Raw genomic sequence first — 22,102 nt, 5'->3', positions numbered from 1 at the left:
ATGGTCCCCTCCTGGGGAGAGTACCGACGACAGCAGACCCAGAGACTGACCGGTCGCGACCGTGAGATCCAGGCGACCGCGCGGGCGCACACCGACGGCGAACCCCGTGAGAAGCACTACTTCCCCGAGCCGTCACCGACCCGCTGAAGAGGCTCAGGGCTGAACGACGCGCACCCATGCCCGATCGACGTCATCAGCATCCAGGAGGTTCACCTGCACCACACCGGCGTACGGCAGCCGATACGAGAACTCGCCGGTCGGCGGATCGTCGCATCTGAAGTCCCCCTCGGCGAGTACCCGCCTCTCGGCATCGGCGGTCACCACTTCGAACCCGACGCCGTCTCCCTCGCACCGCCCCTCGATGGTGAACTGTCGGTCCTCGACGAGCGCGGCGGGGCCCGCGATGATCTCGCCCGAGGGGTCGTTGCCTTCCCCGTACTTGAGAGCGATGGCCACCTGAGTGGGGTCTGTCTTATCGGGATACGCGAATCCTCCCGCGGGAGGCGCTGTCGTCGCCGATGGCGTCGATGCGGATGTCGTTTCTGGTGCGACCGGCTCCGGCGCTGCGCTCGAAGTACAGCCGGTGACCACAGAGGCAAGAACGACCAGACAGACCGGAACGACCGTGAGGGCGCGGATGCGAGTGTCCATCGCTCCACACTATGACTCCCAGGCATCTGGGAATCCCGTGACCTACATGACCGGAACCGACATCATCTGGGCAGTGACGATGACGACCCTCGAAGAGCCGCCGTACGAATCATGCGGTAGATCGTGAGACTTCATCATCTGCGTCCACTCGGCGCCCTGGTCCGCTGAGGAACGGTCGTGCACACTGAAGAGCATGAGCGACCCCGGGGCGACCGATGCAGGCACGGCGGAATACACCACGTTCGGGGTGCTGTCCGGCATGTTCGTCGCGATGGTGCCGACCCCACTGAGTCGATCAGCGGCGACAACCACGATTTGGCTCGCGTTACCGCTGGGTTAGCGCCGTCAGGGCTCGTGCAAGACGAAGGCCCCGCTTCCCGGTCAAATCACCGGGAGTCGGGGCCTTCGTGGTGGCGGTGACGGTGGGATTTGAACCCACGGTAGGGATTAACCTACACAACATTTCGAGTGTTGCACCTTCGGCCGCTCGGACACGTCACCGCGGACTAGCTTACGACAACCCGCGCCACGGCGCGAATCGAGCAGTCAGGCGAGTACCGGTGCGGGCTTTTGTCCGGTTGCGCTCCCCGTCGGCCATCGAGCCGCCTGGTTAGGATGGCCTAAGGCATCGGCACGGAGGGGACGCAATGGGCTTCATCACATCAGAGGCACTGGCAGAGACCGGCTATGTCGTGCTCGATGACCATGACCAGGCGTCCGACCCTGCCGAGTGGCTTGACCTCGAGTACATCGGCTGGCGCTCGTCGGGCGTCACCCGCTTCGCCCCGCTCGCGAGCTATGCCGGCGCGATCGAGTGCAACGGGTTCTGGAACCACACCCCTCCGCGCTCCGACAAGGACGGCGTCTGGATCGAGTCGCAGGTCGCGATCGCCCCGACCCTGCAGCGCCGCGCCCTCGAACCCGGCGCCGGCGTGGGCCGCTGCCGCGTCATCGAGCTGCAGCCCAACGAGTACGCCGATGCCGTCTACAACCTGCACCAGGACGACAACAACCGCCTCAATGAAGACGGCACCGGCTGGGTCGTGCGCGGCTACTACAACCTCTCGGACGACACCGACTCGCTGCTGCTCCTGCGCTCTGACCGCTTCGACCCAGCGACCGAGATCCGCCTGCCGCTGCGCGAGGGGTCCCGCATCATCGTCGACACCCAGCGCTTCTGGCACGCGGTCTGGCACCGGGGCACGACCCCGCGTTACGCCCTCATCACGTCGTGGACCTCGGGCCCCGAGCTCGACGCCTACATCGAGGCCAACCACGGCGACCCGCGCCCGGCCACCGTCGCGCTCGAGCCGCAGCTCGTCGACGACGCACAGATCGAGCTGCACCGCCGCATCGAAGAGCGCCGCCGCGTCTTCGAGGCCCAGGGCATCGTGATGGAGCCGCGCGCAGACCTCAACGTCTGATTCGCGATCCCGGAGCGCCCCGCCCCGGTAGCGTCCGCCCACTCCGTCGACTGACCGTCTGCAGGGCCGAAGCACGTCTGCAGGACCAGAGCCCGGTTCTCGACCCGGCATCCATGCCCAGGTCCAGCAAACGGACGCTATGCACGGAGAACTTCGCCGCCGCAGCGAGCACACCTTCGGACCCCGAGACCGACACACCGGACGGGACGACGGATGCCACGGCGCGGCGCCCCCATCATCCGAACTTGTGCCAGCACGCCGGCCCCACGGACGGGACGACGGCCCCCCGACTCACCCCGAAACCGTGCGTCCGTCTTCCAACCTGACGACCCTGTCAACGGTTCCCGCAGGTGGAGCGACATGCGAGATCAGCAGTACCGACTGCTCCCCCGCCGCCTGCAGCAGATCACGCAGCAGAGCATCGGATGCGTCCGGGTCGACTCCCGCCGTCGGCTCGTCGAGCACGAGCACCGGGAAGCCGCGCAGCAGAGCTCGAGCCAGGGCGATGCGCTGCGCCTGACCGCCCGACACGAGGCCACCACGGTCGCCGACTCGCGCATCCAGTCCCCCACGCTCGCGCACCCACGAGCCGAGTCCGACTCTGTCGAGCACGGCGAGCAGCTCGTCGTCGGTCGCCGAGTCACGGGCGAACAGCAGATTCTGCCGGATGTCCTCGTCGAACAGCTGCGGACTCTGCTCGCACAGCCCGATCGTGCGGCGTAGCGCAGGACCCGAGAGCGCCGATGCATCCATGCCGCCGACGGAATACTCACCCTCGACCCGCAGGAATCCGACGAGCGCTGCGGCCAGCGAGCTCTTCCCCGCACCGCTCGGTCCCGACACGAGCACACGCTCGCCCGGATGCAGATCGAGATCGACTCCGCGCAGCGCGGGCGCCCCGCCCGGCCACCACGCCCGTACGCCTCGCAGCCGCAGCGCGGGAACGCCGTCGATCTCGGCATCGTCACCATCGTCGGACCGCAACTCGGAGGGCACCTCGGAAGGAAGCACGTCGTCGATGCGCTCGGCGCTCGACCGCACACTGCGCCAGGATGCCGCGGCGATCGGCACGGCGCCGAACACCTCGAACACGACCATGGGCACCAGCACGGCGACGGCCAGCCACGGGCCGTCGATCGCGCCGGTCTGCAGGCCCGGCGCCGCGACAGCCAGCGCCCAGACCGATGCGGCGCCCGCCACCGCAGAGACGGCCCCCGCCGCGATCGCCTGTGCCAGCGATGCTGTGCCGACGGCGCGGCGGAGCTCGGCATCCGCCTGCCGCACCCGCTCGCGGGCCTGCGGCTCTGCTCCGTAGGTGAGCAGCACGTCGAGCGAGCCGAAGTAGTCGGTGAGCGCCGCCGACAGGTCGCCTCGACGACGCGAGACAGCGGCCTCGGCGCGCGACCCGAACAGCCACCCGAGTCCGATCGCCGCGGCTGCGGCGATCACCAGACAGGCGGCCAGGGTCAGGGCAGCCGGTAGCGACACGAACGCGAGGAACCCCACTGCACCGAGCGCCACGAGCCCCGCCACCGCGAGCGGCTGAACCACGCGCAGCGGCAGGTTCTGCAGATTCTCGACGTCGTCGACCAGAGCCGACAGCACCCGCCCGCGGTCGGTGCGTCCGAGTCCGGCAGGCGACAGCGGAGTCAGCCGCCGCACCATGTCGGCGCGGGTCGACGCGAGCTGCCGCAGCGCCGCGTCGTGTCCGCTCAGCCGCTCGAGATAGCGGGTGACGGCGCGCGAGACCGCGAAGAACCGCACGCCCACCACGGCGATCGACAGCGGCACGAGCGAGTCGACGATCGAGGCGCTGACGATGAGCCAGCCGCTCACTGCGAGCAGGCTCACCGCGGCCCCCGCCGACAGGAAGCCCCAGATCGCGCCCGGGAGGAAGCGACGAAGCGGCGGTTGCGCGAGACGCAGGATGCCGCGCACACGCGCGGCGGAGCTGGCGCCGCTCACACGCCCACCCCCAGTTCGACGACCTGATCGGCCACGTCCCGTGCCGACCGGCGGTGCGAGACGAGCAGCACCGTCGCCCCGGCATCCGCCCTCGCACGCAGTGAGTTCCACAGACGCTGCTCGGTCTCCGGGTCCAAGGCACTGGACGGTTCATCGAGCGCCAGCACGGCGTCGGGGCGCTGCGCCTGGCGATACAGCGCCCGCGCGACCGCGACCCGCTGCGCCTGTCCGCCCGAGAGCCCGCTGCCCTGCACACCCAGCTCGAGCGCAGGGTCGAGGTCGTTCGCGCACGCCTCATCCAGGGCACGGCGGATGCCGTCGGCATCCGGTGCCGGATCCCCCAGCGCCACATTCGCGGCGATCGTGCCGCGACTCAGCTGAGGGCGCTGTCCGCTCCAGGCCAGCCACTCCGACGGCGCGCGACCTCGCACATCGACTCCGGCGACCGCAGCCGAGCCTTCGAACTCGACGGCACCGCGCAGAGCCGCGAGCAGACTCGACTTGCCTGCGCCGCTCGGCCCCTCGATCAGCGTGATGGTTCCCGGCTCGGCTGCGAACGAGACCGGCGGCAGATCGCGCACGCGCAGACCGGAGACGACGAGGTCTCGCGCGTCGCCCGTTCGCAATTCAGCATGAACACGGCCAAAACCAGCGCTCAGCTCTTCTCCCGACACCGTGCCACGGTTCCGTGCTGAATTGTGAACGCCGACCTCCCGAGCCCCGGCCGCGTCGAGCACCTCGAACACATCCTCGGTCGCCGCAACCCCCTCGGCTGCCGCATGGAACTGCACTCCGACCTGGCGGATCGGCAGGAACGCCTCGGGCGCGAGCAGCAGCACGAACAGTCCGACCTCGAGCGACAGGTCGCCCGAGAGCAGCCGGAATCCGACCGCCACCGCGATCAGAGCCACCGCGATCGAAGCCAACAACTCCATCGAGAAGCCCGAGAGGAACGAGAACCTCAACACCTTCATGGTCTCGCGGCGGTAGTCGTCGGCCGTCTGCTCGATCTGCGCAGCGGCGCGGCGCTCACGTCCGAAGAGGCGCAGCGTCGAGAGGCCCTGCACTGTGTCGGCGAAGCGCGCGGCGAGCCGCTGCAGCGTCTGCCACTGCTTGCGCTGCACCGTGCGGGTGGCGATGCCGATGAGGATCAGGAACAGCGGGATGAGCGGCAGCGTGATGATCGCGGTGAGCCCGCTCGGCCAGTCCTGCCACCACATCACGGCCACCAGAACCGGCGTCGCGATGACCGTCAGCACCAGCTGCGGGATGTACCGGGCGAAGTACGAGTCGAGAGCTTCGAGCCCGTGTCCCGCGGTGACGGCGAGCTCCGCCTGATTGCGCTGCGCGAGCCAGCTCGGCCCGAGGCGACCGACGGCGCCGATCAACGCGGCGCGCAACTGCATCCCCGTCTTCGCCGCGGCGCGGGTCCCGGCGGCATCCGAGGCCGCGATCAGCACGCCACGCAGGGCCGCGAGTCCGAGCAGCCAGAGCAGGGATGCCGTGACATCGCGCCCGGCGAGCGCGCCGGTGACGGCATCCGTCAGCATCCACGCGAACGCGATGGTCACCGCGGTCTGCGCGACCCCGATCGCGCCGGAGAGCAGCAGGAATCCGCGGGCGGCGCTCGCATACCGCAGCAGCCGGATGTCGACCGGCTTCATCGCGCCATCTCCGCAGCGAGGGCCCGACAGGTCGCTCCGGTCGCAGTTCGTGCCGCTCCCCGATCAGAGAGGCGGCGCGAACTGCGACCGGAGCAGAAGTCGTGTCTCACGCGTGCGCCGGAGCCCCCTCGATCGAGCTGCGGGTGACGCGCTTGCGGAAGATCCAGTACGTCCAGGTCTGGTACGCGAGCACCAGCGGCAGGGCGATCAGGGCGGTCCAGCTCATGATCGTCAGCGTATACGGCGTGCTCGAGGCGTTCTCGATCGTGAGGCTGAAGGCCGGGTCGATCGTCGACGGCATCACGTAGGGGAACAGCGCCGCGAACAGCATCACGACAGCGGATGCCACGGTGACGGCGCCCGCCGTGAAGGCCCGTCCGTCACGTCCGCGCATCGAGAAGAGCACCGACGCGATCAGGGCGAGCGCCGCGACGAGCCCGCATCCGATGACCATCAGCATGAGCGGAGACTCGCGATCCCAGGCGATGCCGATCGTCCAGAGCACGGTGCCAGCGGCGGCGAGCACCGTCGGCCCGGCGGCGAGCTTGACCAGACGACGAGCGTCCGCGTGCACCTGGCCGTCGGTCTTGAGCGAGACGAACAGCACGCCGTGCAGGAAGAACAGCAGCAGCGTCGTGATGCCGACGAGCAGCGAATACGGGTTCAGCAGTGCGAAGAACCCGCCCACGTAGATGTGGTTCTCGTCGATCGCCACGCCCTGCACGATGTTGCCGAACGCGACACCCCACAGCAGCGCGGGCACGGCCGAGCCGATCACGATCATCCGGTCGAAGCCGCGCTTCCACTGCGCGCCCTCACGCTGGTGCCGGTACTCGAACGACACCCCGCGCAGGATCAGCGCGAGCAGGATCAGCAGCAGCGGCAGGTAGAACCCGCTGAACAGCGTCGCGTACCACTCGGGGAACGACGCGAACAGGCAGGCGCCGGCGACGATCACCCAGGTCTCGTTGAGATCCCAGATGGGGCCGATCGTGTTGATGACCTGGCGACGCGAGACGTCGTTCTTGCCGAGGAACGGCAGCGACATGCCCACGCCGAAGTCGAACCCGTCGAGCACGAAGTAGCCGACGAAGAGGAAGGCGACGATCCAGAACCACATGTATTCCATGACTGATCCCTTTCTCAGTACACGACGGACGGCAGCTGGGCCGTCTCCTCGTGGGGCTGCTCTTCGGTGTCCGGACCCTTCTGGGCCGCACGGATGATGAGGCGGATCTCGACCACGGCGAGCGCGGCGTAGATCGCGGTGAAGGCGATCAGCGAGATCAGCACCTCGACGCCGCTGACGCCCGGCGAGACGCCGTCCTGCGTGGTCATGAGTCCGAAGACGATCCAGGGCTGCCTGCCCATCTCGGTGAAGACCCAGCCCATGATGTTGGCGACGAGCGCGAGCGGGAACGACCAGATCGCGAGCTTCCACATCCACGGCGCCGGCGGGTTCTTTGCGCCCTTGCGGGTGACCCAGAGGCCGACCACGGCGACGAGGGCGGCGGCCATGCCGAGGCCGATCATCCAGCGGAACGCCCAGTACGTGACCCAGAGGATCGGAGCGAACTCGGTGAGTCCGGTGTCGGCGAAGGTGGTGGCGTACTCGGCGTTGAGGTCGTTGATGCCGTGCACGCACGCGTCGAACGTGTGGGTCGACAGCAGCGACAGCAGGTACGGCACGCGGATCGAGAACAGCTCGGAGCTGCCGTCGGGGGTGCCCAGCGTGAAGAGGCTGAAGGAGGCGTCCGGGCCGCACACCGTGTTGAAGGTCGCCTCGGCGGCCGCCATCTTCATCGGCTGAGCGGCATACATCGCGAGGCCCAGCTGGTCACCCGTGAGCACGACCCCGGCGGTCGAGAAGATCATCGCCCACAGGCCGAACTTCAGCGAGATGCGCATGGTGTCGAAGTGCTGTCCGCGTGCCAGGTGCCAGGCCGAGACCGAGATCACGACGCCGGCGGCGAACATCAGCGCGCCGAAGATGGTGTGCGGGAAGGCGGCGAGCGCGACCGGGTTGGTCAGCAGCGCCCAGAAGTCGGTGAGCTCGGCGCGGTTGGTCTCGGGGTTGAAGACGTACCCGACCGGGTTCTGCATGAAGGCGTTCGCGGCGATGATGAAGTACGCCGAGAGGATGCTGCCGATCGAGACGCACCAGATCGTGGCGAGGTGCAGCTTCTGCGGCAGCTTGTCCCATCCGAAGATCCAGAGGCCGATGAACGTGGCCTCGAAGAAGAAGGCGAGCAGCCCCTCGAACGCGAGCGGGGCGCCGAAGACGTCGCCGACGAAGCGCGAGTAGTCCGACCAGTTCATGCCGAACTGGAACTCCTGCACGATGCCCGTCACGACGCCCATGGCGAAGTTGATGAGGAAGATCTTGCCGAAGAACCGGGTGAGGTGCAGGTACTGCACCTTGCCGGTGCGCACCCACGCGGTCTGGAAGATCGCGGCGACGAGCGCCATGCCGATCGTCAGCGGCACGAACAGGTAGTGATAGACGGTCGTGAGACCGAACTGCCATCGAGACAGGACCAGCGGGTCCAACCATTCCATGAGCCACTCCTTCTTCCGTGCCCTGGGTGCCACGCTAACGACGGGCCTGCCGCCCCCGATGGGCCGCCGACCGTGAATAAGGCAGATGCGCGCCTAGGCGGCGGACATCTCCGTCAGACGCAGCTGCACGGTGCAGTCCGCCGGCAGGGCGGAGGTGCGAACGGCCTCGGCGGCGAGCGGCCCACCGGCTTCGGTGAGCACCCCCTGCATGAGGCCGAGGTGCACGGAGCACAGCATCGGACGGTCTTCGGCGCGACCCGCGGCATGCGGGCACGGGCTGAGATCGACGGTGAGCTGCTCGTCATCGACGACGGGCTCGAAGCCGCTCTCCTCCAAGTGTTCGATCAGGGCGTCAAGCTGGTAGGTCGCATCGCGACCGAGAGAGGATGCCGACGCAGGCAGGACCCGACGCAGCAGATCGCCGCGGACGGCGGCCGCCTTCGCCTTGTCGCGGGCGATGGGACTCGAGGCATCCGCCGCACCGGTCACTGCGCTGTACAGCGTGCGCGGACGGCCGCGAGTCGTGCGGCGCTCACTGGCCTGGATGACGTAGCCGCCTTCGATGAGGCGCTGCAGGTGCTCGCGAACCGTGTTGGGATGCAGGCCGGTGGCCTCGCACAGCTCGCCGATCGTGCGCTCCCCGCGGGTCCGCACGGGTCCGCCGTCGTGCTCGGCGTCGCCATCGATGCGGGGGCCGCCTTCGAACAGCGCGTGCAGGATCTGCACTCGCGAGAAGGTCGAGATCGGCCCGCAGACGGGCCCGCCGTTGGCCATGGATCCAGTATCCCGCGGGGGCTCGGCGCCATGGGGTGGTTCGGCCGTGAATAATGCCCCAGGCGATAGGGATGTCTGATCTCGGCGATAGCCTGGCTGCATGGCCACCCGAAAACCCGCTGCTCCTGCGTACGTCTGCACCGAATGCGGGTGGACGACCGCCAAGTGGGTGGGTCGCTGCGCCGAGTGCCAGCAGTGGGGAACGGTGCAGGAGCAGGGCACCCAGACGGGCATCCTGAGCCGGATCACGCCGCTCGCGCCGACCGCGGCGAAGGCCGCGCGACCGATCACGCAGATCACCACCGAAGACGCTCCACGTCGCACGAGCGGGGTCGGCGAGTTCGACCGCGTGCTCGGCGGGGGCATCGTTCCCGGCGCGGCGATCCTGCTCAGCGGAGAACCAGGTGTGGGCAAGTCGACGCTGCTGCTCGAGGTCGCCGCTCAAGCCGCCCGCTCCGGCCGTCGGGTGCTCTATGCGAGCGCCGAGGAGTCTCCGGCACAGGTGCGCCTGCGCGCCGAGCGCACAGGCGCGCTGCACGACGAGCTGTACCTGGCGAGCGAGACCGACCTCGCGACGATCCTCGGCCACATCGACGAGGTCGCCCCGCAGCTCGTGATCGTCGACTCGGTGCAGACCGTGTCGTCGTCGCTCATCGACGGCGCGGCCGGTCAGCCGAGCCAGGTCCGAGAAGTGGCGGCCACGCTGATCCGCGTCGCGAAGGACCGCGGGCTGCCCGTCATCCTCGTCGGGCACGTGACGAAAGACGGCACCGTCGCCGGGCCGCGCGTGCTCGAGCATCTCGTCGACGTCGTCTGCCACTTCGAGGGCGACCGTCAGACGTCGCTGCGTTTCATCCGCGCGCTGAAGAATCGCTTCGGTCCGACCGACGAGGTCGGCTGCTTCGAGATGACGGGTGCGGGCATCTCCGAGGTGCCCGACCCGTCCGGTCTCTTCCTCTCACAGGGTGCCACCGAGCCGGGAACCTGCGTCGCGATCTCGCTCGAGGGCCGCAGGGCGCTGCCGGTCGAGGTGCAGGCGCTGACGATCACCACCACCGCGCCGAATCCCCGTCGAGTGGTGCACGGACTCGATTCGTCGCGTGTCGCGATGGTGCTCGCGATCCTCGAACGCCGCGCCGGCATCAAGACGAGCAACCTCGACGTCTACGTCTCGACCGTCGGCGGGGTGCGTTTCACCGAGCCTGCGGCCGACCTCGCGATCGCGATCGCCGTGGCGGGGTCGATCCAGCAGATCTCGGTGCCTCGCACGGTCGCCGCCGTCGGAGAGCTCAGCCTCGCCGGCGAGATCCGCCCCGTCACCCAGTCGGCGCAGCGTCGGTCCGAGGCGTCGCGGCTGGGCTACGACCAGGTGGTCGACGACCGCTCGAAGACGCTGCGTGCGGCGCTCAACGACGTGCGTGCGCGGAACACGAGCAGGCGCAGCGAAGCCGACATCCCGCCGTTCTGAGCTCGCGGCGATGAGCGCCTGTCCCGCGCTCAGCCGGGTCGAACACCGTCAGCGGGGCCACATCCGCACCGCACCGCACCGCACCGCGGGGCCATTTCCCCACCGCACCGTCAAGCGGGGCCACTTCCGCACCCCAAACGGGCGATCGGGATGCGAAACTGACCCCGCACAGATCATCCGATGCGAAAGTGACCCGGCACGGGCCGTGGGTCCTGCGCCGGTCGCGAGAGCACGCGAGCTCGCGCCGCTACTCAGGCGTCGAGGGCCTTGAGCAGTTCCTCGGGAGAGGCCTGCATCGGGTGCGGTCCCGCGATGTCGAGGAATACCGTGGTGATCGGGTGCGCGCCGAGGAACTTCCGCAGCCACTCAGCGCTGTAGATGCCGACCCCTGGCGGGAGGTTCACCGGCTTGTTCTTGGCATCGCTGAACAGCAGCAGCGCCAGATCGCCCGAGTTGGGGTCGCGATAGGTCCAGACCTCGCCGCTGTCGAGTGGATTGTCGCGGGCGCCGGGCTTCACGAGCGGCACGACGGTGGTGCCGTGGCGCAGTGCGAGAGCGACCGCCGCGATGTCCTGCTTCTCCAACGCCTGGGCGAGGGCATCCGACCGGAAATCCTCAGGTGCGGGCTTGCTCTTCGCGGATTTCGACTTCTTCGCTGCCATGCATCCAGCATATTCAGCGGATGCCGCAGCGCGGTCCGAAACCGAGCCCGGAGAAGAAAGGGGCCCTCTCGAGTCATCCATTGGGGACTGGGGTACTCGAGAGGGCCCACGGACCCTCGGGCGGCATGTCGAAGCGCTGGGGACGCTGTGCTCGACGCCACTGGGGATGGCATGCGCCGCAAGTCTGCGAGGGTCACTCCAATGGTATCCCAAAGAAACAGCAGTGTCACCCGAAACTGAGTGCAGGACTGTATTCAAGACCTTTGGCTAGTTTTTGCCTCAATAGAGGAGGATCTGCTTCGTCGTCGTGCCCTTGAAGCCGCCGATCTCGACAGCGACGTGATACGACGCTCCGCCGCCGGGAGCTCGCGGCCGATTCTCGTCCGCGCAGGTCTCGACGCTCGAGCGCGTGCGGTCCCAGGTGACCGGCACCTTGCTCGTCACGGTCGCGCCGGCGGTGAGCGTCGCGACCATGCTGCTCGGGTTCTCCTGGCAATCGGTCGACGTCCACCAGACATCGGTGCCGCTCGACACCGTCATCCGCTGAGTCGTCGACCCCACGTCGATCGCGCAGTCGGTCGACCCGCGGTTCGTCAGCGAGATCGACAGCTGCGGCAGCACCCCGGGATCGTACGAATCGGCATCCGTCACGGCCGCCACCTCGACGTCCGTGGCCTCGCACGCGACGATCCCGGGTGTCTCATCGGCCGACGGCTCAGGAGACGGCGACTCGGCTGCGGGTGGCTCGGAGGTCGTGGCATCCGGCGACGGGGATCCCGAGGCCGAGGCGCTCGGCGAGGGCGTCGCCTCGGCGGCGCTGGCCCACGGGCGTGCCAGGAGCAGCCACACCGCGGCGCCGATGACGGCGACGAGCAGGATCGCCGCGACGAGGGTCACCAATCGTCGGCGACGATAGACGGCGGCGGAGTGGCGAGGCATTGATTCAGGTTAGTTGAGGCTCTTCAGCATCCTGGTGTTGCCGAGCGTGTTCGGCTTGACATGCGCGAGATCGAGGAACTCCTCGACACCCGCGTCGCCGCTGCGCAGCAGCTGAGAGTAGACGTCGGGGTCGACGACCTGTTCGCCGATGATCGAGTATCCGCGGCGACCGAAGAAGTCGACCTCGAAGGTCAGGCAGAACAGTCGGCTGAGCCCGAGCTCGCGAGCCTGCTCTTCGAGCGCGCCGACGATCGCGCCGCCGACGCCGTGGTGCAGCCAGTCCCCGCGGACCATGAGGGTGCGCACCTCGCCGAGGTCCTCCCAGAAGACGTGCAGCGCACCGCATCCGATCAGCTCGCCGTCGGCTTCGGCCACGACGAACTCCTGCACGGCGCCGTAGAGCACAGCGAGATCCTTGCCGAGCAGGATGCGCTGCTCGACCATCGGCTGCAGAAGGTTCCGGATGCCGATGATGTCGGCGCTGCGCGCAGGCCGGACGATGTACTCGCTCACACCGTCAAGCCTAGAACCCGTCACCTCCCCAGACCCTGAGCGAGCCCGGAATGCCGGAGTGCTGGAGTCCCCCGGACACGCAGAAGGGGCGGATGCCGCAGCATCCGCCCCTTCTGTGATCAGGTCACTCCCCGCTGGCGACCGCCAGGTCGGGGGTGCCGGAGATCGCTCCACCGGTGTTGACGCCGACCGCGACCTTCTCGCCACGGGGACCGTGCTCGAAGAGGAACTCGCCGTCCTTCGCGTCGACCTTCACGTGGTCGCCGGGGTTCAGCTCGCCGTGCAGGATCTTCTCGGACAGACGGTCCTCGACCTCGTGCTGCATCGCGCGACGCAGCGGACGGGCACCGAGCGCCGGGTCGAACCCGATCTCGATGAGACGCTCCTTGGCGGCCTGCGAGAGCTCGATCGTCATGTCGCGGTCGAGCAGACGCTCGCCGAGGCGCTTCGTGAACAGATCGACGATCTGCACCAGCTCTTCCTTCGACAGCTGCGGGAACACGATGATGTCGTCGACACGGTTGAGGAACTCGGGCTTGAAGTTGCGCTTGAGCTCTTCGTTGACCTTGCCCTTCATCCGCTCGTAGTTCGTCGAGTTGACGCCCTCGATCTGGAATCCGACCGGACCACCGGCGATGTCACGCGCACCGAGGTTGGTGGTCATGATGATGACGGTGTTCTTGAAGTCGATCACGCGGCCCTGACCATCGGTCAGGCGACCCTCTTCGAGGATCTGCAGCAGCGAGTTGAAGATGTCCGGGTGGGCCTTCTCGATCTCGTCGAACAGCACCACGCTGAACGGCTTGCGGCGCACCTTCTCGGTGAGCTGGCCGCCCTCTTCGAATCCGACGAACCCGGGAGGGGCACCGAACAGACGCGAGACGGTGTGCTTCTCACCGAACTCGCTCATGTCGAGCGAGATGAGAGCCGCTTCGTCGTCGAACAGGAACTCGGCGAGCGCCTTGGCGAGCTCGGTCTTTCCGACACCCGTGGGGCCGGCGAAGATGAACGAGCCCGAGGGACGCTTCGGGTCCTTGAGGCCGGCGCGCTGACGGCGGATCGTCTTGGAGAGCGCCGCGATGGCCTCTTCCTGACCGATGACGCGCTGGTGCAGCGCCTTCTCCATGAAGACGAGTCGCGAGGACTCCTCTTCCGTCAGCTTGAAGACCGGGATGCCGGTGGCCTGTGCGAGCACCTCGGCGATCAGACCCTCGTCGACGACCGCAGCGGTCGCGACGTCACCCGAACGCCACTGCTTCTCGAGGCGCAGGCGCTCGGCGAGGAGGCTCTTCTCCTCGTCGCGCAGCGATGCGGCCTTCTCGAAGTCCTGGTCCTCGGATGCGACTTCCTTCTGCTCGCGGACCTTGGCGATCTTCTCGTCGAATTCGCGCAGCTCGGGCGGGCTCGACAGGATGCTGAGGCGCAGGCGTGCGCCGGCCTCGTCGATCAGGTCGATGGCCTTGTCGGGCAGGAAGCGGTCCGACACGTAGCGGTCGGCGAGGTTCGATGCCGCGACGATCGCGCCGTCGGTGATCTGCACCTTGTGGTGCGCCTCGTACCGGTCGCGCAGCCCCTTGAGGATGTTGATCGTGTGAGGGAGGCTCGGCTCGTTCACCTGGATCGACTGGAAGCGGCGCTCGAGAGCGGCATCCTTCTCGAAGTGCTTGCGGTACTCGTCGAGGGTGGTGGCGCCGATGGTCTGGAGCTCGCCACGAGCGAGGAGCGGCTTGAGGATGCTGGCCGCGTCGATCGCGCCCTCGGCGGCACCCGCACCCACGAGGGTGTGGATCTCGTCGATGAAGACGATGATGTCGCCGCGCGTGCGGATCTCCTTGGTGACCTTCTTGAGACGCTCTTCGAAGTCACCGCGGTAGCGGGAACCGGCGATGAGCGAGCCGAGGTCGAGCGAGTAGAGCTGCTTGTCCTTCAGCGTCTCGGGCACATCGCCCTTGACGATCGCCTGAGCGAGGCCCTCGACGACGGCGGTCTTGCCGACGCCGGGCTCGCCGATCAGGACGGGGTTGTTCTTGGAGCGGCGAGACAGGATCTGCATGACCCGCTCGATCTCCTTCTCGCGCCCGATGACCGGGTCGAGCTTGTTGTCGCGCGCGGCCTGCGTGAGGTTGCGGCCGAACTGGTCGAGCACCTGCGAGCCGCCCTGGGCGCTCGGGGTGTCGTTCGACTGCGCGCCGACGGCTGCCGGCTCGCGTCCGGGGGCACCCGAGAGCAGCTGGATGACCTGCTGGCGGACCTTGTTCAGGTCGGCGCCGAGCTTGACGAGGACCTGGGCTGCGACCCCCTCGCCCTCGCGGATGAGGCCGAGCAGGATGTGCTCGGTTCCGATGTAGTTGTGACCGAGCTGCAGGGCCTCGCGGAGGCTGAGCTCGAGCACCTTCTTGGCGCGCGGCGTGAACGGGATGTGACCGGTGGGCTGCTGCTGGCCCTGACCGATGATGTCCTGCACCTGCTCGCGGACGGCGTCAAGGGAGATGCCGAGGCTTTCGAGCGCCTTGGCTGCGACACCCTCACCCTCGTGGATGAGGCCGAGCAGGATGTGCTCAGTGCCGATGTAGTTGTGGTTGAGCATCTTCGCCTCTTCTTGGGCGAGGACGACCACTCGACGGGCTCGGTCCGTGAATCTCTCGAACATGCTGTGACTCCTTATTCGCACGTGTTGTTCGACACTGGCGAAGACGCGTGAAGCGCTTGTACATCGAGAGTAACCACCGTGCGCAGGCAGTATGCCCGTGTTCGCCGTCGGCATAGTGCCGTGACCGCCGGTGACGCGTCTCCTGGACCACCGGGGTTGACGGACTTATCGACAGTCGTTATGTTAACGATTATCGGTAATAACGACTCTCGATAAGGAGTGGACGATGACCTCGACGAAGGACCGCACGATCTCTCGCGGCGATTCCGGAGCCCTGATCGGCTTCTGCATCGCAGGAGCACTGATCGCCGCCTACATCACGGTGTTCTCGATCATCCGCATCATCGAACTGGCTCGCGGGGTCGACGTGCCCGTGCTGGTCGAGTTCGTCGGCTCGACGGCGCCTGTCGAGCTGCCCCTCAGCACCGGCGACTCCATCACGGTCGGTCTCGACAGTGCGATCATCACCGCCCCGCAGCTTCCGGCGATCGCCGCCGTGCCCGGCATCATCGGGCAGGTCGCGCAGATCCTCACGATCGTCCTCGTCATCGGATGCCTGATCCTGCTGGCGCGGAGCGTGCTGACCGGCCGCGTCTTCAGCCGCCGCAACACCGCTCTCGTCGCGACCGCCGGGATCGCCGGCCTGGTCGGGTTCGCCACCGTGCGCTTCTTCGACAACATGCTGGCCAACGCGACGGTCGCCAGGATCACCGACAACGGGGTGGACAACGCCGTGATCAGCGTCGAGCCGTTCACGTTCGTCCTCGGGGCCTTCGTCCTCGCCCTCATCAGCACGGTCTTCGTGATCGGCGACCGGCTGCAGCGCGACACGGACGGGCTCGTCTGATGATGAGCACGACCACCGCGACACGTTCGCAGACCGCGGATGCGATCACCGTGATCCTCTTCGGCGCAGCCGCTCTGGTCGTGACCGCGATCAGCACCGTCCTCCGCGTGCTCGGGACCTTCCGAGATCAAGGTATCGCGTGGTCCATTCCGATCGACGAGCAGCCGATCGACGCGACCGTCGGCTCAGGATCCGCGTCGGTCGAGGGGATCGCTCGGGAGGCGATGGTGTTCGCCACCGGGGTGGACGCCGCTTCGACCGCAGCGATCATCGGCTCTCTCGTCCTCTGGGCGCTCGCCCCGCTGATCGTCATCGTCGGCGTGATGCTCGTCGCCTGGAACTTCCTCCGCGGACGCTTCTTCGTGCGGAGCAACGCACGGGCCTTCGACGCGATCGGCTGGACCCTCGTGCTCGCTCCGATGTTCATCGTGCTGCTCGAGAAACTGGGGCTGAACGGGGTGTCCGCTGCGGTGGGCATCGGCACGGGCGAGCCGGTGCATCCGATCGACTTCTGGTCCATCGTCCCGATCTTCGCGACCGGCGTCGCGGTGGGCCTCATCGCAGCAGCGTTCCGTCAGGGCATCCGCCTGCAGCGCACGAACGCGGCCCTCGAGGATGAGACTCGGGGTCTCGTATGAGCCCGGCGGAGAACGACGACGAGCTCACCGGCATCCACTGCCGACTCGACGAGCTGCTCGCCGAGCGAGGGATGACGCTGACCGAGCTGAGCGCACGCGTCGGGGTGAGCATCGTCAACCTGTCGGTGCTCAAGAACGACCGCGCGCGGGCGATCCGGTACTCGACCCTGCGCGCGATCTGCGACGCGCTCGACTGCGAGGTCGGCGACCTGCTGGTGCTCGCGTAGGGGGACCGCGATGGGGGCTCCTGTTTCGATGACCGCCCTCGGGTGACGGCCGCGGGACAGCATCACGGACGGCATGCTCAGCGCAACCCCTTCTATGAATCTCCTGTGGGTCGATAGCGTTGACCGCATGAAGCTCAACGACCGGAACCTGCGCACACCCTCCCGCATCCTCATGGCTCTGCCCATCGCCGCACTCGCCTTCTCGCTGGCCGCCTGCGGGGGAACTTCCCGCCCCGCGGTCGACGACGTCGCCGACGGCATCCAGAAGGTCTACGAAGAGCAGGGACTCGGTGATGTCGTGACGGACGACGTCGCGACCTGCTTCGCCGACGCCCTCGTCGACTCCGACCTGAGCAATGAGACCCTCACCTACATCGCCAATGGCGAGGACAAGCAGTCCAGCGAAGAGGACAAGGCACTCACCACGCAGATCCTCACCGACAACCTGGAGAAGTGCGCGGGCTGACCCCCGCCGGGCCGACCCCGAAGGATGACGGATGCTGCGGCATCCGTCATCCTTCGTCATCTCCGCCTCCGGTCGCGGGCGCGGCTCCTAGCGTGGACGGATAGCGCGCACACGGCGCGCACCGATTCTGGAGTCCCCGATCCAATGAGCACCACCGTCCGCGCCACGAAGGCGCCAGACACCCGCGGTCCCGTCCGGAAGCTGCTGACGTCGTTCGGCTTCCAGATCCTCGCCGCACTCGTCCTCGGCATCGCCGCCGGCCTGATCGCCCGTCAGCTCGGAGCGACCGGCGACGAGCCAAACGGCCTCTCGGCCACCCTCGACACGATCGGCAGCTCGTACGTCACGCTGCTGCGCACAGCCGTCGTGCCGCTGATCTTCACCGCGATCGTGGCGAGCATCTCGAACCTGCGGCGCGTCCAGAACGCCGCACGACTGGCCGGTCAGACGCTGCTGTGGTTCGCGATCACCGCGTTCATCGCCGTGAGCATCGGCATCGTGCTCGGACTCGTGATCCAGCCCGGGTCGCGCGCCGGCGACGACCTCGCCCCGAGCGCGCCCTACACCGTGGGCACCTGGTGGAACTTCCTGCTCGGTCTGATCCCGCAGAACTTCCTCGGCCTCAGCGTCAGCACCAACCCCGGCGCGACCGAGGGCACGTTCTCCTCGAGCGTCAACTTCAACATCCTGCAGGTCATCGTGATCGCGGTCGCCGTCGGCATCGCGGCGCTCAAGGCCGGTAAGAAGGCCGAGCCCTTCCTCGCGTTCACGGAGTCGCTGCTCAAGGTCATCCAGCGCGTGCTGTGGTGGATCATCCGCATCGCCCCCATCGGCACCTTCGGCCTGATCGGCGCCGCGGTCGTCGAGTACGGCTGGGAGAAGCTCGCCTCGCTCGGCTGGTTCGCGATCGCCGTGTACATCGGTCTCGCTCTGGTGCTCTTCGTCGTCTACCCGGTGCTCGTGAAGACCAACGGCCTGTCGATCAGGCAGTACTTCTCGGGCGTCTGGCCCGCCGTGCAGCTGGCGTTCGTCAGCCGCTCATCGATCGGCACCCTGCCCCTCACCGAGCGCGTGACCGAGCGCAACCTCGGCGTTCCCCGCTCGTACGCCTCCTTCGCCGTGCCGTTCGGCGCGACCACCAAGATGGACGGCTGCGCCGCCATCTATCCGGCCATCGCCGCGATCTTCGTCGCGCAGTTCTTCGGCATCGAACTCACCCTCGTGCAGTACCTGCTGATCGTGCTCGTCTCAGTCGTCGGCTCGGCAGCCACCGCGGGCACCACGGGCGCGACCGTGATGCTCACCCTGACGCTGTCGACGCTCGGCCTGCCGCTCGAGGGCGTCGGCCTGCTGCTCGCGATCGACCCGATCCTCGACATGGGCCGCACCGCGGTCAACGTCGCGGGCCAGGCGCTCGTGCCCACCATCGTCGCCAAGCGCGAGGGGATCCTCGACGAGGAGCTCTACAACGCGCCCCGCGAGGGCCTGCCGTTCGCCGACGACTCGGCCGACGACGACGCACCCGAGGCGGATGCCGCGGCATCCGAGACCGAGCCGGCCAGCACCCGCTGACCTCTCTCCGTCACCGCCCGAGCGCCTCGTCCCTTCCGGGGCGGGGCGCTCGTCCGTCTCCCGCTATGCGCGACCCTGCTGGCGGGTGGCACCGCGGGTGTCGAGCGCGAGCTCCTCGGCATCCATCGCCGTCATCAGCTCGCGCATGAGCTCTTCATCGAGGTTGCCCGCGTCCCTCTCCGCGAGAAGGATGTCGCGGCGCACCTGCAGCCATCCCCGGCTCAGGGCAGCCAGGTCGTCGAAGGACGGGCGAGCTGCGGCATCCTCGACCTGCTGCGCGTCGTCGGTGTCCTTCTCGACGCGGGTCATGCGCTTCGTGAACGCATCGAACACTCCCAGGTCGACCTCGCCGTACTTGGCCTCCCACTCGACGCGCTTCTCGGCCAGGAACGCCTTGCCGGCCTCTCGGCTCTTCTCCCGCACCGCGGCGAGCGCACGCTGATCGTCATCGTGATCGACGTCTCCCTCGATCCCGAGGCGGCGGATCAGCATCGGCAGCGTGAGCCCCTGCAGCAGCAGCGTGCCCACGGTCACCACGAACGCCACCACGACGATCGCGTGCGAGGCCTCTTCGTCGAGCGTCGCGAGATCGGCGGCCGCGAGAGCGATCGCGAGCGTCACGACGCCGCGCATACCGGCCCATGAGATCACCGCGCTGTCCTTCCAGGTCAGCTGCAGCCCGGCCATCTGGTCGCGCACGATGTGCGTGCGCAGCTCGTCGGCCGTGAACTGCCCCCACCGCCGGGACTTCTCGTGACGTTTCTCGAACTCGCCGTTCTCGACGCCGCGATCCCAGCGCTGAAGGCGCTTGCGGTCCTGGAAGTTCGCCCACGCGCTCGTCGGATAGATGTACAGCGGACGCACCACGAGCACGACCAGCAGCACCATGCCCGACAGCACGAGGATCTGCTCGACGGACTCACTGCCGAGGTCGCGGAGCACCCGGGGGAACTGCAGACCGATGTACGCGAACACGAAGCTCTCGAGCAGCAGATCCGCCGACAGCCAGAGCGGCTTCTCCTGCTGGCGGGTCGTGTAGTCGGTGCGAGGCGAGTTGTATCCGACGTACAGGCCCATCGCGACGACCGCGAGCACTCCGGAACCCAGCAGGTGCTCGGCGATCGCATAGGCGCCGAACGGTGCGAGCAGGCCGAAGGTCCCGATCACGACCGCATCGTTGATCCGCATGCGGAGCTGATGCAGCAGGATCCCGAAGACGAGTCCGATCGCGACACCCACGGCGACGGCCAGCAGGAACTGTCCCACGCCGCCCCACACCGAGACGGTCGCGCCCGCGAGGATCGCCGCGAACACGCGGTACAGCGTCAACGAGGTCGCATCGTTGATCAGACTCTCGCCCGAGAGCACCGTCATGATGCGGCGCGGCAGACCGAGCTTGCGGCCGATCGCGGCGGCCGACACCGCATCCGGCGGCGCCACGATCGCGCCGAGCAGCAGGGCGCCCGGCAGGGTCAGCGACGGCATGATCCACCAGGCCACGAACCCCACCGCGAGCGCCGTGAGCAGCACGAGCCAGATGCCGAGCCGGCGGATCTGCGGGAGGCTGCGCTTGAAGCCGACGAACGAGACGTCCAGGGCCGCCGAGTAGAGCAGCGGCGGCAGCACGAGGTTCAGCAGCAGATGGCCGTCGATCTCGACATCCGGCACGAAGGGCAGGAAGGATGCCGCGAGCGCCACGACAGTGACGAGGAGCGGCGCCGGCCAGCCGCGCCATCGGGCGATCGCGGCCACCACGACAGCACCGACGAGCACGTAGAAGATCTCGGCATCCATGCCCCTAAAGTACTGCCCTCCCGCGTCGGTCTCGGGGCGCAGCCGCGTCGGTCACGGGGCGCAGCGGCGTCGGTCGCGGGGCGCAGCCGCGTCGGTCACGGGGCGCAGCCGGCCGCGGATCAGGGGCGATCGTCGGCGAGCTCGTCGCGGAGCCCGGCGTTCTCGTCCTCCAGATCGAGCACGCGACGGATGCCGACGATGTTGATGCCCTCGACGCGCAGCCCGGTCACCCGGCGGATGCGCTCGAGGTCGTCATCGCTGTAGCGGCGCGTGCCGCCCTCGCTGCGCGCGGGCGTGACCAGCCCCTTCGCCTCGAAGAGTCGGAGGCTGGCCTCGGGGACCCCGCTGAGCTGCGCGGCGACGGCGATGCCGTAGACCGGCATGCTCGGATCACGATCACCCATGGGCACCTCCCTCTCGACGCACTTGCATTCTATCTCGCGTTGTTCTATAAAAAATCTATAGCAACGGTTGCAGATAATCTGCACCGGAGAACGCCCGCTCGGGCCACACGAAAGGAGACACTCATGGCCATGTCCTTCGATCCGTTCAGTCAGCTCGACCGCTTCGCTGCGAGCGTGCTGGACTCCGTCCGCGCACCGCGTCTCATGCCGGTGGACCTCTACCGCGACGGCGACAGGTACATCCTGCACGCCGACCTCCCCGGCATCGATCCGGGCTCGATCGACGTCGACCTCGACGGCGGACAGCTCACGATCCGCGCGCAGCGCACGGCCGACGGTCGCGAAGGCGTCCGCTGGCTCGCACGCGAACGCGGCGCGGGCTCGTTCCTCCGCCAGTTCTCGCTCGGCGACGGCGTCGACCTCGACGCGATCAGCGCCTCGTACGAGAGCGGCGTGCTCTCGGTGATCATCCCGGTCAGCGAGCGCGCGAAGCCCCGCAAGATCGAGGTCGAGTCGAGCGACAACCGACAGTCGATCACCGCCTGACCCTTCGGTGGGCCGGGGCGCACACCCCGGCCCGCCCCGCTCTCCCTTCGGAAAGGACGATCCCATGCGCCCCTCTTCTGCTCTCGACCGGTTCCTCCGCGGCATGGAGTACCCGGCGACACGAGACGACCTGCTCCGCGAAGCAGCCCGCGACGGCCTCGGCCCCGATGACCGAACGGCCCTCGCCCAGCATCCCGAGCAGAGCTTCAGCGCCGCCTGGCACATCCGCTATCACCTCACGCGACGCGCGCTCACCGAGGAGTTCGCGCCCTCGGCATCCGCAGGTCTCGTCGCTGTCTGAGACGCACCGGCGACGATGGGGCGGACGGGAATGCCCCG

General features: G+C 68.1%; 21 protein-coding genes and 1 tRNA gene. 9 read left to right on the top strand and 13 right to left on the bottom strand.

The annotated features are described in order from the left end of the window. Window positions 1-153: 153 nt before the first annotated feature. Both AB0P11_RS17155 and AB0P11_RS17150 read right to left on the bottom strand, forming a co-directional pair. Entirely contained in the window at window positions 154-456 is a 303-nt protein-coding gene (locus tag AB0P11_RS17155) for a hypothetical protein (protein ID WP_056279497.1), read from the bottom strand. A 606-nt stretch (window positions 457-1,062) separates the two neighbouring features. Next, a tRNA-Ser gene (locus AB0P11_RS17150) sits at window positions 1,063-1,152 on the bottom strand. Between the two features lie 146 nt (window positions 1,153-1,298). Between AB0P11_RS17150 and AB0P11_RS17145 the strand changes: the two genes are divergently transcribed. Then, entirely contained in the window at window positions 1,299-2,075 is a 777-nt protein-coding gene (locus tag AB0P11_RS17145) for a hypothetical protein (RefSeq protein ID WP_363523187.1), read from the top strand. A gap of 291 nt (window positions 2,076-2,366) precedes the next feature. Here the strand turns inward: AB0P11_RS17145 and cydC are convergent, their stop codons facing one another. From cydC to AB0P11_RS17120, 5 genes are all read right to left on the bottom strand, one after another. Continuing rightward, entirely contained in the window at window positions 2,367-4,040 is a 1,674-nt protein-coding gene (gene cydC / locus AB0P11_RS17140) for a thiol reductant ABC exporter subunit CydC (protein WP_363523185.1), read from the bottom strand. Continuing rightward, window positions 4,037-5,704: a thiol reductant ABC exporter subunit CydD gene (gene cydD, locus AB0P11_RS17135; protein WP_363523183.1), complete on the bottom strand. Its 1,668-nt coding sequence runs from the start codon at window positions 5,702-5,704 to the stop codon at window positions 4,037-4,039. The genes cydC and cydD overlap by 4 nt, the downstream gene beginning before the upstream one ends. Before the next feature lie 106 nt (window positions 5,705-5,810). Beyond that, a complete protein-coding gene (gene cydB, locus AB0P11_RS17130) occupies window positions 5,811-6,833 on the bottom strand; it encodes a cytochrome d ubiquinol oxidase subunit II (RefSeq protein WP_056279330.1) in 1,023 nt (340 codons plus the stop codon). A gap of 14 nt (window positions 6,834-6,847) precedes the next feature. Then, window positions 6,848-8,263: a cytochrome ubiquinol oxidase subunit I gene (locus AB0P11_RS17125; RefSeq protein ID WP_053097727.1), complete on the bottom strand. Its 1,416-nt coding sequence runs from the start codon at window positions 8,261-8,263 to the stop codon at window positions 6,848-6,850. A 93-nt stretch (window positions 8,264-8,356) separates the two neighbouring features. Then, window positions 8,357-9,037 carry an ArsR family transcriptional regulator gene (locus AB0P11_RS17120; RefSeq protein WP_053097728.1) on the bottom strand — a complete coding sequence of 227 codons (681 nt, stop codon included), beginning with the start codon at window positions 9,035-9,037 and terminating at the stop codon, window positions 8,357-8,359. 100 nt (window positions 9,038-9,137) lie between these two features. Here AB0P11_RS17120 and radA point away from each other — a divergent pair, with 100 nt between their 5' ends. Continuing rightward, window positions 9,138-10,505 carry a DNA repair protein RadA gene (radA, locus tag AB0P11_RS17115; protein WP_285364454.1) on the top strand — a complete coding sequence of 456 codons (1,368 nt, stop codon included), beginning with the start codon at window positions 9,138-9,140 and terminating at the stop codon, window positions 10,503-10,505. Window positions 10,506-10,756: 251 nt separating this feature from the next. On the opposite strand, the gene AB0P11_RS17110 is transcribed toward radA, so the two are convergent. The 4 genes from AB0P11_RS17110 to AB0P11_RS17095 form a co-directional block, all read right to left on the bottom strand. After that, a complete protein-coding gene (locus AB0P11_RS17110; protein ID WP_363523179.1) occupies window positions 10,757-11,167 on the bottom strand; it encodes a dehydrogenase in 411 nt (136 codons plus the stop codon). 279 nt (window positions 11,168-11,446) lie between these two features. Next, a complete protein-coding gene (locus AB0P11_RS17105; protein WP_072591878.1) occupies window positions 11,447-12,106 on the bottom strand; it encodes a hypothetical protein in 660 nt (219 codons plus the stop codon). Window positions 12,107-12,115: 9 nt separating this feature from the next. Further along, complete coding sequence (locus tag AB0P11_RS17100) at window positions 12,116-12,619, bottom strand: amino-acid N-acetyltransferase (RefSeq protein ID WP_042539928.1); 504 nt, start codon at window positions 12,617-12,619, stop codon at window positions 12,116-12,118. Window positions 12,620-12,743: 124 nt separating this feature from the next. After that, window positions 12,744-15,269 carry an ATP-dependent Clp protease ATP-binding subunit gene (locus AB0P11_RS17095; protein ID WP_053097733.1) on the bottom strand — a complete coding sequence of 842 codons (2,526 nt, stop codon included), beginning with the start codon at window positions 15,267-15,269 and terminating at the stop codon, window positions 12,744-12,746. 226 nt (window positions 15,270-15,495) lie between these two features. On the opposite strand from AB0P11_RS17095, the gene AB0P11_RS17090 reads away from it, so the two are divergent. From AB0P11_RS17090 to AB0P11_RS17070, 5 genes are all read left to right on the top strand, one after another. Further along, window positions 15,496-16,116, top strand: coding sequence for a DUF2975 domain-containing protein (locus tag AB0P11_RS17090; RefSeq protein ID WP_056279323.1), 621 nt, complete (start codon window positions 15,496-15,498; stop codon window positions 16,114-16,116). 2 nt (window positions 16,117-16,118) lie between these two features. Continuing rightward, window positions 16,119-16,754, top strand: coding sequence for a hypothetical protein (locus AB0P11_RS17085; RefSeq protein WP_363523173.1), 636 nt, complete (start codon window positions 16,119-16,121; stop codon window positions 16,752-16,754). Beyond that, complete coding sequence (locus AB0P11_RS17080; RefSeq protein WP_053097736.1) at window positions 16,751-16,981, top strand: helix-turn-helix transcriptional regulator; 231 nt, start codon at window positions 16,751-16,753, stop codon at window positions 16,979-16,981. The genes AB0P11_RS17085 and AB0P11_RS17080 overlap by 4 nt, the downstream gene beginning before the upstream one ends. 127 nt (window positions 16,982-17,108) lie before the next feature. Next, window positions 17,109-17,447: a hypothetical protein gene (locus tag AB0P11_RS17075; protein WP_053097737.1), complete on the top strand. Its 339-nt coding sequence runs from the start codon at window positions 17,109-17,111 to the stop codon at window positions 17,445-17,447. A 144-nt stretch (window positions 17,448-17,591) separates the two neighbouring features. Beyond that, complete coding sequence (locus AB0P11_RS17070) at window positions 17,592-19,019, top strand: dicarboxylate/amino acid:cation symporter (RefSeq protein ID WP_053097738.1); 1,428 nt, start codon at window positions 17,592-17,594, stop codon at window positions 19,017-19,019. A gap of 63 nt (window positions 19,020-19,082) precedes the next feature. Here the strand turns inward: AB0P11_RS17070 and AB0P11_RS17065 are convergent, their stop codons facing one another. Then, a complete protein-coding gene (locus AB0P11_RS17065; RefSeq protein WP_363523170.1) occupies window positions 19,083-20,813 on the bottom strand; it encodes a sodium:proton antiporter in 1,731 nt (576 codons plus the stop codon). A gap of 119 nt (window positions 20,814-20,932) precedes the next feature. Next, a complete protein-coding gene (locus tag AB0P11_RS17060; protein WP_053097740.1) occupies window positions 20,933-21,217 on the bottom strand; it encodes a MerR family transcriptional regulator in 285 nt (94 codons plus the stop codon). A gap of 123 nt (window positions 21,218-21,340) precedes the next feature. Here AB0P11_RS17060 and AB0P11_RS17055 point away from each other — a divergent pair, with 123 nt between their 5' ends. Both AB0P11_RS17055 and AB0P11_RS17050 read left to right on the top strand, forming a co-directional pair. Beyond that, window positions 21,341-21,763: an Hsp20/alpha crystallin family protein gene (locus AB0P11_RS17055; protein WP_053097741.1), complete on the top strand. Its 423-nt coding sequence runs from the start codon at window positions 21,341-21,343 to the stop codon at window positions 21,761-21,763. A gap of 64 nt (window positions 21,764-21,827) precedes the next feature. Beyond that, window positions 21,828-22,064 (top strand): hypothetical protein, encoded by a 237-nt coding sequence (locus tag AB0P11_RS17050; RefSeq protein WP_363523168.1) that lies wholly within the window; start codon window positions 21,828-21,830, stop codon window positions 22,062-22,064. Window positions 22,065-22,102 lie beyond the last annotated feature (38 nt).

The organism is Microbacterium sp. NPDC079176 (assembly GCF_040686675.1).
Taxonomy (GTDB): Bacteria; Actinomycetota; Actinomycetes; order Actinomycetales; family Microbacteriaceae; genus Microbacterium.
This window is presented reverse-complemented; position numbering and strand designations above follow the sequence as displayed.